Consider the following 18,613-nt stretch of genomic DNA (forward strand, 5'->3'; position numbering starts at 1 on the left):
GCGTGAGGATATGCCGCAGCGGCGCGCGTTGCCGAAGCGACGCGTGGTGTGGGCAGGCTGGCGTGGGTTCCGCGCCTCTGGCGAGAGGGCGGAGCATCACAGTTGTTTGTGGATGCGACAGGAACAGTTGGCCGCCGGTCCGCGCACCGAGCAGCGTTCTCCAGGACGCTGCGATGTGGACGTGGTACTCGGGCGCGTACAGGGGCCGAGGTGCCAAGGCCGCTACCCGTATCAATGTGCTCAGTGGGCGGCGACCTCCCGTGGCCGGGGCTGCGCGGGTGCTGCGTGCATCTTGAATCAATGAGGCGCGGGGCAGTGGGCGGGACTTGATGTGGCGGGGCGAGCTGATGGGAAGGCGGGGAGGTAGCAGTCGCCTTTGTACACATAGCCGTCTTCGGCACAGTCTTTGGGGTCCACCGCCAGCTTCACCCAGCACCCACCATGGATGGGAACGTGAACCTTCCGTGGGCAGCGGCCGGACGAGTCGGGGCGCGTCTGGCCGGGAAAGGGCTTGGGTGGCAGATCGAGCGAGATGGTGGACCAAACCGATGGGGTTTGAGCGGTAGCAACCGGGGCCGCGAACACGCTGTCACCCACGGCCACCGTGCCTCCATCCGCGGCCTCCGCGGATAGGGCATTCGGCGTTGGTGCCATCTCCACGGCGGCACCTGCGCGTGGCCTCCACCCGATGCTCAGCACCAGGGGACCCCCGAGCCCGAGGATGGCGACCCACGGCCACCGCGTCCTCCGGGGGCGGTATGGAGCGGCACGTTGCCACTGCGACGCATCGGAACGTGTGCGGCCCAGCGGGAACAGGGGGACGTCCGCCGCCGGACCTGCCCGGAGCGCGGCGTGCTCCAGCGCCTCGGCCAGCTCGCGAGCGCTGCCTCGCATGCGAAGGCAGGGCGAGAGCATCCGCGAGACGAGGTGGCTCAGCTCCGGAGCGCAGCGCGCGTTGGCTTCGCACGCGGACGGCGCCCGAGCTCCCTCCGTGTGCCAGAAGCGCGATTCCTCCACGTCCGGGTGCGTGGACGGCGGATATCGCCCCGTGAGCAGCCGGTACGCAGTGACGCCCAGGGCGAAGAGGTCATCCGCCTGTCCCGGGGCGTAGGGCAAGGGCGCCGCTCCGTCGGCGCTGGCGACGAATCGCCAGGCCTCGGGCGAGCGATACGCCGGCGTCCCTGGAGGAAATGGCGAGCTCGTCTGCGTCGCGGCACCCACGTAGTGACTGGCGCCGAAGTCCATGAGGAAGGCGAGCCCATCCGCCTCCCGCACCAGCACGTTGTGACCCTTGACGTCCCGATGGAGGCCACCCGCCGCGTGCGTGGCCTCGAGCGCCCTGGCCAGCCTCGCGAGCAGGCGCAGCACCTGCCGTGAGGTGGGGCAGTGCTCGCTTGCCCAGTCGTACAACGGGGACCCTTCCACCCAGTCCATCGCCAGATACGGGTGGGGCGGCCCCTTGCCGGGCTGCCAGAAGCCGCTTGCCCGCAAGCGCGGCACGGCGGGGTGGTGGATGCGCGACAGCAACTCCGCCTCTCGTGCGAAGCGCTCGTCCCTTGGATGCAGCGCCAGCTTGAGGGCCACGGTGTGTGCCCCCGTGGCGTCCCGGGCGCGATACACGGCGCCGTAGGCACCTCGGCCCCGCAGGTCCATGAGGCGCCACGGGCCCACCCGTGTCCCGGGCGGCAGTCGGGCCGGATTCAGGTAAGGAAGCCCCATGGCGCACGAGGCTACTTCCTGAGTAGTCAGTTTGCACCGGAATCCGTCAGGTCAAGGCAGCAGCCTGGGAAGAAAACTGAAATCGCATCGCGTGAAAGGCGACGCAATCCGTGGCCCGCAGGCGGCGGTTGCCGCGCACCGTCCAGGCGCCCACCTTGACGCAATGAGCCAGTGCCGATTGGAGTGGCGGCCTGGTCTCCGTCCGGGAGGGCGTGCCCATGGCGAATGTGGTGCCTGCTTACGCGGAGTGGTCGAATCTGGAGCGTCGCATCAAAGCGCTCGTCCCCGAGGCCTTCGACCCGTCCGGTCGAGTGCTGAACCTGATTGCTGGCGAGTGGGGTCATCCCGGCAAGGGAAAGCCTTACCTGTCGCCCGTGGATGGCACCGTCCTGGGACGCCTGCCCATGATTGACGCCAACACCGCGCGCGTCGCCGCCAGCGCGGCAGCCGCGGAGGCGCGGTCCTGGGCCGAGCAGGACCTCGACACGCGCAAGGAGCGCGTCACGCAATGTCTGAGTTTGCTGCGTGAACAACGCGAGCTGCTGGCCCTCATCCTGGCCTGGGAGATTGGCAAGCCGGTGCAGCAGTCTCGCGTCAGCGTGGACCGGTGTATCACCGGCGTGGAGTGGTACGTCTCTCAAATCGAGTCCATGGTCGATGGTCGCCGTCCCCTGGGGCTCATCTCCAACATCGCCTCGTGGAACTATCCCCTGTCAGTGTTGGTACACGCCGTGCTCGTGCAGGTGCTCGCGGGCAACAGCGCCATCGCCAAGACGCCCACGGATGGCGGGCTCTTCTCGCTGACACTCAGCATGGCGCTCGCGCGGCGCTGCGGCCTGCCCGTGTCGCTCATCAGCGGTTCGGGCGGCCAGCTCAGTGACGCGCTGGTGCGCAACCCGGAGATTGCCTGCCTGTCCTTCGTGGGCGGCAAGGCGAACGGCCGCGACATCGCCGCCAGCCTCTATGACCGCAACAAGCGCTACATGCTGGAGATGGAAGGCGTGAATGCCTACGGCATCTGGCACTTCAGCGACTGGGAGGGGCTGGCGAAGCAGCTGAAGAAGGGCTTCGAGTACGGCAAGCAGCGCTGCACCGCGTACCCACGCTTCGTGGTGGAGCGGAGCCTCATGCCTCGCTTCCTGGAGACGTACCTCCCCATCGTCTCCGCCCTCAAGGTGGGCCATCCGCTCCTGGCGGAGTCTCCCGACGGCGAGCCGCCCGCGCTCGACTTCGGACCGCTCATCAACAGCCAGAAGGTCGAGGAGCTTCACGGCTTGATGAGCGAGGCAGAGGGGCGGGGGGCCGTGCCGCTCTTCGCTGGGCGCTTGGACCCGGAGCGCTTCCTGCCGGACCAGGATGTCTCCGCGTACCTGGCGCCGCATGCGCTCCTGCACGTGCCGCGCAAATGCAAGCTCTATCATGGTGAGCCCTTCGGCCCCGTGGACACGCTGGTCGTCGTGGACAGCGAGGAGGAGCTCATCGCCGAGATGAACGTGTCCAACGGCTCCCTCGTCGCCTCCATTGCCTGCGACGAGCCAGACACGTATCGGCGCCTCTCCAGCGAGCTCCGGGCCTTCAAGGTGGGTCATAACTCGCCTCGCTCGCGTGGAGACCGGGAGGAGGTCTTCGGCGGCATCGGCGGCTCGTGGAAGGGGTGCTTCGTGGGCGGCAAGTACCTGGTCCAGGCCGTCACGGAGGGCGAGCCCGGCGAACGGCTGTACGGAAACTTCCACGACTACACCCAGCTCCCCGATACGCGCTGAGCCACGCGCGCGTGAAACCTCCATGCTCGCGATGGCTGGGGTTGACACAGTTCGTGTGTCAGTCGAGGCTTTCGAGAAAATGGAGGTTTCCGTGGCGCAGCAAGCTTTGTCAGCCGAGTTTTGGGATGTCTTCGCACGGGACTACTGGAAGAAGCAGCCCGTTGTCTTCAAGGGGGTGCTGCCCAGCGACCTGCTTTCAGGCATGGATGTCTTGGAGACGTTCGGCGGCTTTGCTGCGAACGCGCTCGGGCAGGGGCCGAAGGCCGCGCCCGTCCGGCAGCGGGGCGGGCACGTGCGGCTCTTCGTGGAAGGGCGGCAGATTGGCGCCACCGAGCTCATCAAGTTCATGCCCCGTGGCAATGGCCTGACGGAGTACATGCAAGAGGTCAAAGCGACGTTTGACGGCGCGCGCGTGGGAATCATTCTCAACGACGTGGAGCTGTACAACGCGCGGCTGGGAGGCCTTTTCCGTGAGCTGCTCGCCCCGCTGATTTCGCGTGTGGGGATTCCGGCCAGGAACGTCGAGTCCACCATCTTCGCGGGCGACTATGACGTGACGCCATTCGGCATCCACAAGGACGACTCCGCGGACGTGCTCACGCTGGTCATCGCCGGCCGCAAGCGGATGCTCGTCTGGCCCGAGGCGTATTTTGACGAGCACCCCGAGCGGCTGCAGCAGCTCCAGATTGGCAATGACGCCATCGCCCTGTTCGAGGGCGACGCCACGGTGCTGGAGGCCGAGCCGGGAGACGTCATGTACTGGCCGGGCTCCGCGTACCACGTCGCGACCAGCACGGGGGGCGTGGTGGCGACCTGTGCCTTTGGCTTCTGGCACAAGGCCAACCTGGCGGAGATGGTCAGTGAGCTGGTCAAGGACGTGCTCACCGACAAGCTCGGAGGCCGCAACACGCTGGTCCAGGCGTGGCAGCCGGGCGCGGTTCCCGCCGAGCTCGAGTCCGCCGCCAGCGCCCTGCGAGAGCTGCTCGCCGGAGGCGAGTTCCAGGCCGCGCTGGCGAAGGCCTGGGCTCAGCGCGTCGACCGGCTCGGCTTCACTGCGTTCCGCGAGTAGGAGTCCGGTGGTGGCCGTCCCCCGCGAAGCCCGCGGGGGATGCGGCCGGCTCAGGAGCCGTGCTGGCGCAACGCCTCCGGCTCCCGGAGCTGACCGTAGTCCAGGCGCAGCAGCCGGTCCGCGAGGTGGAAGTAGCGGTCGTCGTGCGAGATGACCAGCACCGCCTTTCCCCGCTGCTTCAGGTCGGGGAGGAGCTGCTCGTAGAAGAGCGCCTTGAAGATGGGGTCCTGGTCCGCGGCCCACTCGTCGAAGAGGTAGAAGGGGCGGTCCTCCAGGTATGCCGTCAGCAAGGCCAGCCGCTTGCGCTGGCCCTGTGACAGCGAGGTCGTGGAGAGCACGCCATTGTCGATGCGGACCTTGTGCGTGAGCTGGAGGCGCTCCAGGTACTTCCCGGCCTGCTCGGCCAGGTCCTGCCGCTCCAGGCCCAGCATCCGGTCGAAGAGATAGAAGTCGACGAACACGCTGGAGAAGAGCTGGCGGTAGCGCTCCCAGTCGCGCTCGTCGGTGATGGGCTTGCCGTCCAGGACGACCTCGCCCGACTCCGGGGTGTAGAGGCCGATGAGCAGCTTGGCCAAAGTCGTCTTCCCGCTGCCGTTCCCACCCACCAGGAACACCAGCTCGCCGGGGCTGAGCGTGAGGTGGATGGGGCCGAGCTGGAAGCGGCCGTCCTCGTGGTCCCGGTGATACGAGTGCGTCACGCCGCGCAGCTCCAGGCGTGAGAAGGACCTGGGGGCCTCCAGGGGGCCCTGCAACGCGGGCGTCTCCTGTCGCAGGCCCAGCGCGTCCAGCTTCGCCAGGGCAACGGTGGCCTGGCCCACGCCGTGGAAGCTGTTGAGCACGGAGTCCAGGGGCTGCTGCATGTAGAGGATGGTCAGGCTGAAGCCCGTCAGCGTCGCCGCGTCGATGCCGCCGAACGTCGGCATCACGAACAGCAAGAGCCCGATGATGGCGAAGAACAGCAGCATGCCCCAGCTGGAGTTGGCCGCGTCGATGTTGCCGCTGAGCGCGTCCACCCGCCGCAGCGAGGAGGCGGTGCCCACCAGGTCCTCCTCCAGGAAGGCCAGCCGGCGCTGCCGGTGCATCTTCAGCTCCTTCGTCCCCGACGACAGCGTGTCGAAGTGACGGAGCAGCCGGTCATAGAGCTCGCGCGCGGTGCGCATCAGCTTCAGCGACTGCCGGGCGGGAATCATGTACGTCGCCAGCCCCACCACCATGAAGCCCAGCGTGGCGAACAGCAGGGGCCTGGACAGCCAGGCCATGTAGCCCAGGCAGCCGAGCAGGATGGCCAGGTGGATGATGAGCTGGGGCAGCAGCATCAGGCCCGCGCCGACGAAGGAGATGTCACCGGTGAGCGCCGCGAGCAGCCGGTGCCCGCCCAGCTCCTCCAGCCGCCGCAGCGGCGTGGCGAGGATCTGCCGGCCCAGCTCGGTCCGCATCTGATAGACGAGCCCGTGGTGCATGCTGTTGAGCACCGCGTGTGAGGCATAGCGTGACAGCAGGGTGACGGCGCACAGCACGGCGAAGAAGCCGCCCATGCCCTCCGCCTTGCCGACCAGCGCGGCGCCCGTCAACGCCAGCAGGCCCGCGCTGCTCGCGCCCGATGCCAGGCCGCTCAGCACGGCCAGCACCAGCGACACCCTCGACGACCTCAACAACATCCGCAGCAGATTCAAGCGGCACCCCTGTTCGTCCACGCCCGCGCGAGCGCTCCATCAGGCCCTTCCAACGACTCCAGCGTCGCGTCCGGCTCGGCGGCCACCTGTTCCAGCAGCGCCTCGAAGGCGACTCGCAGCGCCTGCATCGCCTCGGGACGATACCTCCGCGTGCGGTACTCGAAGTGTCCGCTGAAGCCCTCCCGGCCTTGCACCACCGACAGGGATACGTCGCCCACGGTGGCGTCCAGCTCCAGGGGAATGGGGTGCAGCGAGAGCCCCGGCAGCATCGCCGCCGCCGTGGGCTCGTCCTGCACGGCGAAGGAGAAGCCCGCGGGCAGCGCCGGGGGCGGCTCGGTGGCGGTCGCTCCCAGCAGCCGCATCAGCTCCACGTGTGGCAGCCCCGGATGCGCGAACGCCTCCAGGTAGCGGGTGCGCACGCGGCGAAGGACGTCGCGGAAGCGCGGGTTGCCCGCGAGCGGCGTGCGGACCACGAGCATGCTGGCGAACATGCCGGGGATTCGCTCCAGCTCCGGACGGGGCCGGTGGGCGTGGGCGAACATCACCATCGCCTCGTCGCGCGAGGAGGCCCGGGCCAGGAGCACCTGGAAGGCCGCCAGCATGAGCATGAAGGGCGTGACGCCTTCTTCGCGGCTCAGTGTGACGAGCAGCTCGGAGAGGCCCGGTGACAGGGTGAAGGGAAGCACGCTGGCGTCGCACGGGGCATCGCCGGTGGCCGGCTCGGGAGGCAACGCGGGAAGTGGCAGTGGCGACTCCAGCTTCTGCGCCCACCAGGTCCGCAGTGTCTCCAGCGCCTCGCCCTGCATCGTGGCGAGCTGCCAGCGCGTGAAGTCGCGGTACTGCAACACCGGCTCCGGCAGGGGAGAGGCCAGACCGTCCTGGAACGCGCCGTAGAGCGCGGCCAGCTCGGACATCAGCACCCCCGCGGTGACCATGTCGGTGAGGGCGTGGTGGAGCGTGAGCAGCAGCAGGTGCCGCTCGCGGGAGAGGCGCAGCAACGAGGCGCGCATCAGCGGGCCGCGCTCCACGTCGAAGGGCTTCCAGGCTTCTTCTCGCAGGCGGATGCGGGCGGCGGCTTCTCGCTCGGGCTCGGGGAGATGCTCCAGGCCGATGTGCTCCAGTGGGAGGCCGCTCGCGGGCGCGATGCGCTGCACCGGCGTCCCGTCCACGGTGGGGAAGGTGGTGCGGAGGATTTCGTGCCGGCGTACGAGCTCCGACAAGGCCTGGGCGAGCGCCTCGGCATCCAGCTCGCCCTCCACCGCGAACGCCATGGGCACCGAGTTGAGCGGGCTCGTGGGGCCGCCGCGCTCGGGTGACCAGTAGGTCTGCTGCGCCAGGGACAGGGGCAGTTGCTCCGCGGGCTCGCCGGGCTCGACAGGCGGGAGCTGGGCGCCTCGCGCGGTGGTTGCCGGCGCGAGCTTCTGCGCCAGCTCCGCGATGGTGGGCGCCGCGAGGAAGTCGGTGAGCGAGAGCTCCACGTCGAAGGTGGCCCGGATGCGCGTGAGGAGCTGCGCGGCCAGCAGGGAGTGACCTCCCAGCTCGAAGAAGTCGTCGCTCACGCCCACGCGCTCCTTGCCGAGCATGGTGGCCCACAGGCCTGTCAGCAGCTCTTCCGTCGGCGTGCGAGGCGCGACGTAGCTGTCCTCCTGGCCCGTCTGCTCCGGCGCTGGGAGTGCGCGCCTGTCGACCTTTCCGCTGGGGAGGAGCGGGAAGGAGGGCAGGTGGAGGAAGGCAGCGGGGAGCATGAAGGAGGGCAGGCGCTGCTCGAGGAAGGAGCGGAGGTCGGCGTGGGACGGTGGTGAGTCGGAGGTGAAGTAGGCGACGAGGCGCTTGTCGCCGGGTGCGTCCTCGCGGAGCAGGAGGAGCGCGTCGGAGACGAGGGGGTGGAGGCGGAGAGAGGCCTCGATTTCAGCCAGCTCGATGCGGATGCCGCGGAGTTTGACCTGGTCATCGAGGCGGCCGAGGAACTGGAGGTTGCCGTCGGGGAGCCAGCGGACGAGGTCGCCGGTGCGGTAGAGGCGAGCGCCTGGGGAGGAGGAGAAGGGGTTGGGGAGGAAGCGCTCAGCGGTGAGGGCAGGCTGGGAGAGGTAGCCGCGAGCGAGGCCGAGGCCAGAGATGAAGAGCTCGCCCGGAGCGCCGACGGGGAGAGGGTTGAGGGAGGAGTCGAGGACGAAGAGGTGGGTGTTGGGCCAGGGAGAGCCGATGTGGAGGGAGTCGGGGGAGAGGTGAGGGTTGATGGAGGCGCAGACGGAGGCCTCTGTGGGGCCGTAGGCGTTGAGGAGGGTGCGACCGTGAGAGGCCCAGCGACGGACGAGCTCTTGAGAGGAGGCCTCGCCAGCGCAGATGAGGGTGCGAAGGGAGGGGAGGGAGTCGGGCTGGAGGAGAGCGAGGACGGAGGGGGTGAGGGTGGCGGCGGAGATGGAGTGGGAGGAGAGGAAGGACTGGAGGGGAGGCCCCGGGAGGAGGGCGTCGGTGGGAGCGAGGACGAGGCAGGCGCCGGCGAGGAGGGAGGCGAAGACTTCGCAGACGGAGGCGTCGAAGGAAGGAGAGGCGAACTGGAGGACGCGGGAGGCGGGAGAGAAGTGGTGGCGGAGGACGGCGGCCTGGGCGGTGTTGGAGAGGCCGCGGTGGTGGAGGAGGGTGCCCTTGGGCCTGCCGGTGGAGCCGGAGGTGTAGATGACGTAGGCGAGGTTGTCGGGCAGCGTCCGCGCTTCCGGTGCGTGCGTCGGCTGGCGTGAGATGACCCGCCAGTCGTCGTCGAGGCACACCAGCTGCTCACCCTGCGACGGCAGCTCGTCGGCGATGTCCGACAGGGTGACGAGGATGGGCACCGCGGCATCCCGCAGGATGTACGCGATGCGGTCCTGCGGGTACGACGGGTCGATGGGCACGAAGGCGCCGCCGGCCTTGAGGATGCCGAGCATGCCGATGACCAGCTCGGGCGAGCGCGTGCAGCACAGGCCCACCGGTGTATCCGGTCCCACGCCCGTGAGTTGCAGGTGGTGGGCGAGCTGGTTGGCGCGGGCGTTCAGCTCGCGGTAGGTGAGCGCCTCGCCCTCGAACTCGAGCGCGGTTGCATCCGGCGTGCGAGCCACCTGGGCCTCGAAGAGGTGGTGGGCGCAGGTGTCCTCGACGAAGGAGACGTGCGAGTCGTTCCAGTCCACCAGCACGCGCTGGCGCTCATCCGCGGCCAGCAGCGTCACCTCCGACAGCAGGGCGTCGGGCGTCGCGAGCACCTGGGCCAGGGCGGTGTGCCACTGGTCGAGCAGGAGCCGGGCGCTGGCGTCGCTGAAGCGCTCCGTGTCGTAGGACACCATCAGCACCGTGGCATCCTGGGGCATGACGCAGGCGGTGAGCGGGTAGTTGTTCCGGTCGAGCAGCTCGACGTCATCCATCTGCAGCCGCTGGGCCTGGGCCTTGACCTCGGTGGCCACCGGGTAGTTCTCGAAGACGAGGATGCTCTCGAAGAGCGGCGTGCCACGTGGCACCTGGCTCCAGCCCTGTACCTGCACCAGCGGGCTGTGCTCGAACTGACGCAGCTCGAGCTGCTGCTCCTGGAGCTGCCGGAGCCACGGCAGCAGGGACTCCCCAGCGGGCAGCCGCACGCGCACGGGCAGCGTGTTGATGAACATGCCCACCATGTCCTCGACACCGGCGAGGGAGGGGGGCCGGCCGGCGACGGTGGCGCCGAACACCACGTCATCCACGCGGCCATGGCGGCCGAGCACGAGGCCCCATGTGGCCTGGGCCAGGGTGTTCAGCGTGACGTGGTGCCGCCGCGCGAAGGCCTGCAACGCCGCCGTCATCTCGTCGGAGATACGCAGCTTGAGCTCCTTCACGCCCGGCTTCGCGCCCGCGTGGCGGGCCGCAAGGTCCGGTTCAGGCAGCGGCGTGGGCGCCTGGAAGCCGGCAAGCGTCTTGCGCCACCAGGCCTCGGCCTCGCCCAGGTCCTGCTGCTTCAACCAGGCGATGTAGCCCCGGTACTCGGGCGTCACCTCGCGCGGAGGCGTCTGCCCCTGCTCGAAGGACTCGTAGAGCGCGAACAGTTGCTCGAAGAGCAGGCCGACGCTCCAACCGTCCAGGAGCAGGTGGTGGTAGCTCCAGGCGCAGCGCCACTCACTGTCTCCCGTGCGCATCATCACCCAGCGCATGGCGGGGGCGCGAATCAGGTCGAAGCCCCGGGCGCGGTCATCACGCAGGAGCGCTTCCTCGCGCGACTGCTGCTCGGTGGACGTCAGGCCTCGCCAGTCGTGCTCCGTCCAGTCCAGCGCCACCTTCGAGCGCACCACCTGGAGCGGCTCGGGCATGCCATCCCAGAGGAAGGACGTGCGCAGGATGGCGTTGCGCGCCACCAGCGCCTCCCAGGCTCGGCGGAACGCGGCCATGTCCACGTGCCCGCGGAACGTCCACACGAGCTGCTCGAAGTAGATGCCGGAGTGTGGGCTGAGCCGCGCGTGGAAGAGCATGCCCTCCTGCACGGGAGAGAGCGGGTAGAGGTCCTCCAGCTCCGGAACCTGCGCCAGCACGTGCTCCAGCGTGCGACGGTCCAGCTCCGCCAAGGACAGGTCCAGGTGGGGGACGGATGCCGTGCGGAGGGCGCGGTGCTCGGCCAGCAGCGCCCGTAGTGCCTCCAGGTACGCCTGGGCGAGTGACTCGATGGTGGCGCGGGCGTGGACGTTCTCGCTGTAGGTCCACGACAGCTCCAGCCGTCCCTGGAACACGCCGCCATTGATTTCCAGCAGGTGCGTGCGCGGCCCCTCTTCGCTCTGCGCGGGGCCGCTGGGCTCGGAGACCACCGTGAAGAGCGAGGACTCCGCGGCCAGCGCGTCCAACTGTCCGAGGTAGTTGAAGAGGACCTGGGCCTGGGGGGCTTCCTTTGGCAGCCGCGTCTGGGCGTCCTGCCGGAGGTACTTCAAGAGTCCGTGGCCCAGGCCGCGGCCAGGGACGGAGCGCAGCGCCTTGCGCGCCCGGTGCAGGGCCGTGGTGGGGGGCAGGTTGGTGCTCGCCTCCAGCAGCACGGGCGACATGGCGGTGAACCAGCCCACGGTGCGGGAGAGGTCCACGTCCTCGAAGAGGTCTTCACGGCCGTGGCCCTCGCGGTCGACGAGGAGCTTCGACTGCCCCGTCCACCCCGCGAAGGCCTGGGCGAGCGCGGAGAGCAGGACGTCGTCCATCTGCACGTGGAAGGCGGCGAGCACCTCCTGGAGGAGCGTGCGCGTCTCCTCTGCGTCCAGGGCCACCGTCACGGTGCGGGCGGACACGAGCGTGTTGGCCCCCGGCAGGTCCACGGGCAGCGGACGAATGCCGCGGTGAGCGGTGGCGTGCCAGAAGGGCGCTTCGCGCGATAGCGCCTCCGACTGGGCATGGGCCTGGAGCCGCTCCGCCCACGTCTTGAAGGACGTCGTCTTCGGCGGGAGGGCGACGGCCTCGCCACGGCCGAGCTGCTGGTAGGCCCGCTCCAGGTCCTCCAGGAGGAAGCGCCAGGACACCGCATCGACCACGAGATGGTGGATGACCAGCAGCAGCCGCTGGGCACGTCCCGCGCCCCGCTCGAACAGGGCGGCCTGTGCCAGCGGCCCATGCTCCAGGTCCAGCCCGCGCTGCAGCTCGGTGGCGTGCCGTTCCAGGGCCGCGGACTGTTCGTGTTCGGGGAAGTGGGCGAGGTCGACCACGCTCAGGGGCAGCGTGGCTTCCGCACCGGCGCCGTGCTGGCTCCAGCCCTCCTGCGTCCGGGTGAAGCGGTGCCGGAGCGCGTCGTGGTGGTGCAACACGCTCCCGAGCGCCTGCTCCAGCCGTGTGGCGTCGAGGGCCTCGCGTGGCTCCAGCAGCAACGACTGGTTGTAGTGGCCCGGTCGCGGCAGGTCCTGCGCGAACAGCCATTGCTGGATGGGGGTGAGTGGGACACTGCCCGTGACGAGGCCTTGCTCGTCCTGGCGGGCCTGGCTGGTGGTCACCACCGTGGCCAGCTCGGCGATGGTCTGGTGCCGGAAGATCTGCTTCGGCGTCAGCCGCAGGCCGGCCTGCCGCGCGCGGCTGCTCACCTGCATGCTGATGATGGAGTCGCCGCCCAGCTCGAAGAAGTTGTGGTGGATGCCGATGTCGTCGCGGCGCAGGACCGAGGACCAGATGGTGACCAGGGCCTGCTCCACGGGCGTACGCGGCGCCGTGACGGACTCCGCGCCCACCCGCGGCTCCGGAGCTGGCAGGGCCTTGCGGTCCACCTTGCCGTTGGCGGAGAGAGGCAGGGCCTCCAGCGCCACGAAGGCGGCGGGCACCATGTACTCCGGAAGGCGCTTCGTCGCGAGCTCGCGCAGCTCCGCCATTTCCAACCGCTGCTCCGGCGCGGGGACGACGTAGGCCACCAGCCGCGAGCGTCCCGGCGTGTCCTCGCGCAGCGTCACCACGACGTCGTGCACGGCGGCGTGCGTGCGCAGGGCGGCTTCGATTTCGCCCAGCTCGATGCGGAAGCCGCGCAGCTTCACCTGGAAGTCCGTCCGGCCCAGGTACTCGAGCCGGCCGTCCGCCTGCCAGCGCACGCGGTCGCCAGTGCGGTACAGCCGTGCGCCGGGCTCGTCTCCGAAGGCATCGGGGATGAAGCGCTCCGCCGTCAGCTCCGGTCGCCGCCAGTAGCCCCGGGCCACTCCGCGCCCGCCGATGTACAGCTCGCCGGGCACGCCGACGGGCACCGGCCGCTGGTGCGCGTCCAGGACGTAGAGGCGCGTGTTGGCGATGGGGCGGCCAATGGACACCGGGCCGTGCCCCGGGTCCAAGGCGCTCACCGTGTGGACGCAGCAGCCCACCACCGTCTCGGTGGGGCCGTACTCGTTGACCAGCTTCGTACCCGGCGCGTGGGTGCGCCAGAAGGCCACCGACTCGGCGGCTAGGGCTTCGCCGCCAATGACGAAGGTGCTCGCGCGGCCAGCGGCCTGCTCGGGCTCGGGGGCAAGCTGCTGCTCCAGCAGCCGCAAGTGCGTGGGCGTGAGCTTCACCAGGCTGGCGCCCGGGCCCGTGCGCAGTGCTTCGCCCAGGCCCTCCACGCCTGCTTCCTCGGGGACCAGCACCACGGGGCGGCCCGCGACCAGCGGCGCGATGAGGCTGGTGACCGTCAGGTCGAAGGACAGCGGCGAGTGGACCAGCGAGCCTTCGCAGCCGGCGAGGCCGTAGGCCTCGATTGCCCAGGTCAGGTAGTTCACCACCCCGCGGTGCTGCACCATGACGCCCTTGGGGCGCCCGGTGCTTCCCGATGTGTAGATGAGGTAGGCGAGGTCGTCCTCGGTGGCCAGCGGGGCGACCGGCGTCGTGGGCTCGCGGCCCGCTGTCCGCGCCCACTCGGCATCCAGCCGGAGCACGTGCTGCGAGGACACCGGCAGCCGCGCCGCCAGCGCGTCCTCCGTCAGCACCACTGGAACGCCCGTGTCCTCCAGCAGGAAGGCCACGCGCGAGGTGGGCCAGGCCGAATCGATGGGCACGTAGGCCCCACCGGCCTTCAGCACCGCCCACAGGGCCACGACCATGTCGGGACCGCGATGGAAGCACAGGCCCACGCAGGTGCCAGGGCCCACGCCCAGTCGCCGCAGGTGATGCGCGAGCTGGTTGGACCGCGCGTCCAGCGCTCCGAAGGTGAGGCAGGTGTCACCCATGCGCACCGCCGGGGCCTCGGGCGTGCGCGCGGCCTGCTGCTGGAAGAACTCGTGCACCGTGGCGTGCGCCGGGACGTCCGCGTGCGTGGCGTTCCACTCACGCAGCAGCGTGCGCGCCTCGTCCTCCGGAAGCAGCGACAGGTGGGCGACGGACACCGCGGGCTGGGCCATGGCGGCGCGCAGCAGGTGCTCCAGGTGCCCCGCCATGCGGCGCATCGTTCCGGCGTCGAAGAGGTCGGTGTTGTACTCGAACGCGCCCGTGAGCCCGCCGGACGTCATGGACAGGAACAGCGTGAGGTCGAACTTGGCGGTGCGCTGCTCCACGTCCAGCGGACGGAGCGTGAGGTCCGGGAGTGCCAGCGTCCCCGGGGTCTCCTGGTCGTGGACGAACATCACCTGGAACAGCGGTGAGCGGCTCAGGTCGCGTCCGGGCTGGACGGCCTCCACGAGCCGCTCGAAGGGCAGGTCCTGGTGTGCATAGGCGCCCAGCGTCGTCTCTCGGACCTGCGCGAGGAAATCGCGGAAGGACGGGGCTCTTCCCAGGCGCGCGCGGAGCACCAGGGAGTTGACGAACATGCCGATGAGGTCCTCGGTCTCCGCCGTGTTGCGGCCTGCGATGGGCGTGCCGACGTTGAGGTCCTCCTGTCCGGAGTAGCGGTACAGCAGCACCTGGAAGGCGGCGAGCAGCAGCATGAAGGGCGTGACGCCCTCGCGCTGGCACAGCGCGCGCACGGACTCGGCCAGGGCCTCCGGCATTCGCACGGGAACGGTGGCGCCCCGGAAGCTCTGGGTGGCGGGGCGCGGCCTGTCGGTGGGCAGCTCCAGCGCGTCCGACGCTCCGGCGAGCTGCTGGCGCCACCAGTTGACCTGTGTCTCGAGCGCCGGGCCTCGCAGCCAGCCTCGCTGCCACGCCGCGAAGTCGGTGTACTGGAGCTTCAGCTCCGGAAGCGGAGAGGCCCGGCCCGCGTGGAAGGCGGCGTACAGCGCCGCTACCTCCCGGACCAGCAGCCCCATGGACCAACCGTCGGAGACGATGTGGTGCATGGTCAGCGCCAGCACGTGCTCGCGCGAGGACACCCGCATCAGCAGCGCTCGCTGGAGCGGGCCCGTGTCCAGCGCGAAGGGGTGCTGGGCTTCCTCGGTGGCCAGGCGCAGGGCCTCGGCCAGGCGTTGCTCGGTGGGCAGGGCGCTCAGGTCCACGCGCTTCAGCGCCGGGGGCGCCTCCGGAGCGATGCGCAGCAACGGGCCTTCATCGTCCACGTGGAAGGTGGTGCGCAGCACCTCATGCCGGCGGAGCACCTCCGCCAGGGCCCGCTCCAGCGCGACATCATCCAGCGCCCCCTCCAGCATCACCACCGCGGGGATGTTGTAGAGCGGGCTGCCTTCCTGGAGCTGGTCCAGGAACAACAGCCGCTGCTGGGCGAAGGAGGGGACGAGCCGGCCCTCTCGCGATGCGCGCTCCATGGGCGGGCGCTCCACGCCCTGTCCCCGGGCGATGGCGGACTCCACCAGCGCGGACAACCCCGCCACGGTGGGCGCGTCGAACAGCTCCCGGAGCGGGAGCTCGACGTTGAACACCTTGCGGATGCGCGAGAGGACCTGGGTGGTGAGCAGCGAGTGTCCACCCAGCTCGAAGAAGTCGTCGTGGAGGCCCACGCGCTCCACGTGCAGCAGCTCGGCCCACACGGCCGCGAGCTGCCGCTGGACGTCGGTGCGCGGGGCGACGTACTCGCGCTCGCGCGCCTCGTTCTGAGCGGGGGCGGGGAGTGCGCGGCGGTCCAGCTTGCCGTTGGGCGTCAGCGGCAGGGACTCCAGCGTGACGAACGCAGACGGCACCATGTAGTCGGGCAGGTCCGCCTTGAGCGCACGCCGCAGGTCCGCGGTGTCCAGCGCCGCGCCGGGCGCCGCCACGAGGTAGGCCACCAGCCGCTTGTCTCCGGGGATGTCCTCTCGTGCGATGACCGCGGCGGCAGCGACCTCGGGCTGGCGGCGCAGGGCGGCCTCTACCTCGCCCGGCTCGATGCGGAAGCCTCGCACCTTGACCTGCTCATCCGCGCGGCCCACGTAGACGAGCTGGCCGTCGGCGCGGAATCGCACCACGTCTCCGGTGCGGTAGAGCCGCTCGCCGGGCCGCGAGGCGAAGGGATGCGGGACGAAGCGCTCGGCCGTGAGCGCTGGCTGCCGCAGGTAGCCGCGGGCCAGCCCGGCGCCGCCCAGGTACAGCTCGCCCTTGACGCCCCGGGGCACCGGGTTCATCCGGGCGTCGAGGACGTAGACCTCCACGTGCTCCAGGGGCTTGCCGATGGGCGGCGTGTGCCCGTCTGCCACGCACTCGGTCAGCGTGGCCACCACCGTGCCCTCCGTGGGGCCGTAGGTGTTGAAGAAGCGCCGTCCTTCACCCCAGCGTGCCACCAGCTCCGCCGAGCAGGCCTCGCCGCCGGAGATGACCGTGCGCAGCGCGGGGAGCGCGTCGCACGGCGTCGCCGCGAGCACTGCCGGTGTCAGGCTGACCACGGTGATGTCGGCCTGGCGCAACAACTGCTGGAGCGGCTGGCCCGGCGCCATCGCCTCCGCGGGCGCGAGGTGCAGCGTGGCGCCCGCGGCCAGGGTGGTGAAGATCTCCTCGACGGAGATGTCGAAGCTGATGTTGGCGAACTGGAGCATCCGGCTGCCGGGACCGAGCCCGTAGGCGGCCACCTCCGAGGTCACCAGATTGCACGCGGCGCGGTGCTCGATGAGCACGCCCTTGGGGCGGCCCGTGGAGCCGGAGGTGTAGATGACGTACGCCACGTTGCCAGGGCCCGAGGTGGGCGGCGGCGGCGTCGCGGGCGCGCGGGCGATGTGCTCCCAGTCCGTATCGAGGCAGCGGACCTGTGCGCCGTGCTGGGGCAACGCGGGCCGCAGCCGCTGCTGCGTCAGAAGCACTGGCGCGGCGCTGTCCTCCAGCAGCAGCGCGAGCCGCTCGCGGGGAAGCGCGGGGTCCATGGGGACGTAGGCGCCCCCGGCCTTGAGGATGCCGAGCACGCCGATGATGCGCTCCAACGAGTGTTCGACGCACAGGCCCACGCATGCGTCGGGCCCCACGCCCAGCTCCCGCAGGTGGTGCGCCAGTTGATTGGCGCGTGCGTCCAGCTCCCGGTACGTGAGGGACTGCTGCTCGAAGACGGCCGCCACCGCATCCGGTGTGCGAGCCACCTGAGCCTCGAAGAGCGCATGGAGGCAGGCGTCGGGATGCGGACGGGCACCCGCGTTGCTCCACGCCTGGAGGACCTGCTGGCGCTCCTGGCCGTCCATCAGCGTCACCGACGATGCGCGCTGGGTGGCGTCCTCCACCAGCGCCTTCACCAGCGCGAGGTAGTGGTCGCCAAGCCGGGCGACGGTGGCCGTGTCGAACAGCTCGGTGCTGTACTCGAAGAGACCCATCAGCCCGTGTTCGTGCGGGGCCAGCGACAGGCTCAGGTCGAACATCGACGTGCCGGAGTGCAGGTCCAGCGGGGTGAGCGTCAGCCCCGCGAGGCCCTCGGGCTCCCGCGCGCGGGTGGTGTTCTGGAGGTTGAACATCACCTGGAAGAGCGGCGTGCGGCCCAGGTGCCGCTCCGGCTGGAGCGCCTCCACCAGCGTCTCGAAGGGGAGGTCCTGGTGGGCATAAGCGCCCAGGCACACCTCGCGCACGCGGCGCAGCAGCTCGCGCAGGGGCGGGTCGCCCGAGAGGTCCGTGCGGAGCACCAGCGTGTTGATGAAGAAGCCAATCAGGCCTTCCGTCTCACGTCGGTTCCGGCCCGCGATGGGCGTCCCCACCAGCACGTCCTCCTGGGCGGCGTGGCGGGAGAGCAGCAGCTTGAACACCGCCAGCAGCGCCATGAAGAGCGTCACGCCCTCCTGCGCGCACAGGGCCTCCAGCCGCCGCTGCAGGTCGGCGGGGAGCAGGAAGGTGTGCGTGGCGCCCCGCTGGGTGAAGGTGGCCGGGCGCGGGTGGTCCGTGGGCAGCTCCAGGACGGGCAGCGTGCCCGCGAGGCGCGCCTTCCAGTAGTCGAGCTGCGTGCGCAGCACGTCGCCGCGCAGCCAGTTGCGCTGCCAGGCGGCGAAGTCCGCGTACTGGAGCGGCAGGGGCGGAAGCGCGAGCGGCGCCCCCGTCCGCTGCGCGGTGTAGAGCGCCACCGCTTCCCGGATGAGGACCTCCAGCGACCAGCCGTCGGAGATGATGTGGTGCATCGTCAGCAGCAGCAGGTGCTCCTGCTCCGCCAGCCGCACCAGCCCCACACGAAGCAGTGGCCCCTTCTCCAGGTCGAACGGCCGCTGTGCTTCTCGCCATGCCAGCTCGAGCGCCGCCGCGTCGCGCTCCGCCTCCGGGAGGCCCGACACGTCCTCCCGGGCGACCTCGAGCTTCAGTGACGGGAGGATGACCTGGAGGGGCTGCCCCTCGCGCTCGGTGAACACGGTCCGGAGTGACTCGTGCCGCTGCACCAGCAGGGTGAGGGCACGTTCGAGCGCCGCGACATCCACACGTCCCTTCATCCGGAAGGCCGCGGGGTTGTTGTACAGCGCCGTGCCGGGCTGCAGCCGCTCCAGGAACCACAGGCGCTGCTGGGCGAAGGAGAGCGGGGCGGGGTGGCTCGGGTCGCGCGGCGGCGCCACCATCGCGGTGGCCGGAGGCGCGGCCTTGGCGGCCTTCTGCTCCGCGAGCTTGCGCAGCAGCAGCTCGCGCTTCTCGGGAGGAAGGCTGGCGATGCGCTGGTCGAGGTCACTCAT

General features: G+C 70.3%; 5 protein-coding genes. 2 read left to right on the plus strand and 3 right to left on the minus strand.

Translation table 11 applies throughout. The features are described 5' to 3' along the window. Nucleotides 1-297 precede the first annotated feature (297 nt). Nucleotides 298-1,653: a serine/threonine-protein kinase gene (locus VZL07_RS29265; protein WP_426757400.1), complete on the minus strand. Its 1,356-nt coding sequence runs from the start codon at nt 1,651-1,653 to the stop codon at nt 298-300. A gap of 284 nt (nt 1,654-1,937) precedes the next feature. On the opposite strand from VZL07_RS29265, the gene VZL07_RS29270 reads away from it, so the two are divergent. Next, nucleotides 1,938-3,482, plus strand: coding sequence for an aldehyde dehydrogenase family protein (locus VZL07_RS29270; protein ID WP_426751159.1), 1,545 nt, complete (start codon nt 1,938-1,940; stop codon nt 3,480-3,482). Nucleotides 3,483-3,573: 91 nt separating this feature from the next. Beyond that, the gene (locus tag VZL07_RS29275; protein WP_426751160.1) at nt 3,574-4,551 is read left to right on the plus strand and encodes a JmjC domain-containing protein; all 978 of its coding nucleotides are present in this window, start codon (nt 3,574-3,576) and stop codon (nt 4,549-4,551) included. 50 nt (nt 4,552-4,601) lie between these two features. Here the strand turns inward: VZL07_RS29275 and VZL07_RS29280 are convergent, their stop codons facing one another. Together VZL07_RS29280 and VZL07_RS29285 are read right to left on the minus strand one after the other, a co-directional pair. Continuing rightward, nucleotides 4,602-6,224 carry a cyclic peptide export ABC transporter gene (locus VZL07_RS29280; protein ID WP_426751161.1) on the minus strand — a complete coding sequence of 541 codons (1,623 nt, stop codon included), beginning with the start codon at nt 6,222-6,224 and terminating at the stop codon, nt 4,602-4,604. Next, entirely contained in the window at nt 6,221-18,613 is a 12,393-nt protein-coding gene (locus VZL07_RS29285) for an amino acid adenylation domain-containing protein (protein ID WP_426751162.1), read from the minus strand. Before VZL07_RS29285 ends, VZL07_RS29280 begins: the two co-directional genes overlap by 4 nt.

Source organism: Pseudomyxococcus flavus (assembly GCF_050038885.1).
In the GTDB taxonomy this organism is placed as follows: domain Bacteria; phylum Myxococcota; class Myxococcia; order Myxococcales; family Myxococcaceae; genus Myxococcus; species Myxococcus flavus.

Coding starts and splice junctions, on each gene's coding strand:
- VZL07_RS29265 (WP_426757400.1), bottom strand. CDS start 1,653: ATGGACCTGCGGGGCCGAGGTGCCTACGGCGCCGTGTATCGCGCCCGG.
- VZL07_RS29270 (WP_426751159.1), top strand. CDS start 1,938: ATGGCGAATGTGGTGCCTGCTTACGCGGAGTGGTCGAATCTGGAGCGT.
- VZL07_RS29285 (WP_426751162.1), bottom strand. CDS start 18,613: ATGAGTGACCTCGACCAGCGCATCGCCAGCCTTCCTCCCGAGAAGCGC.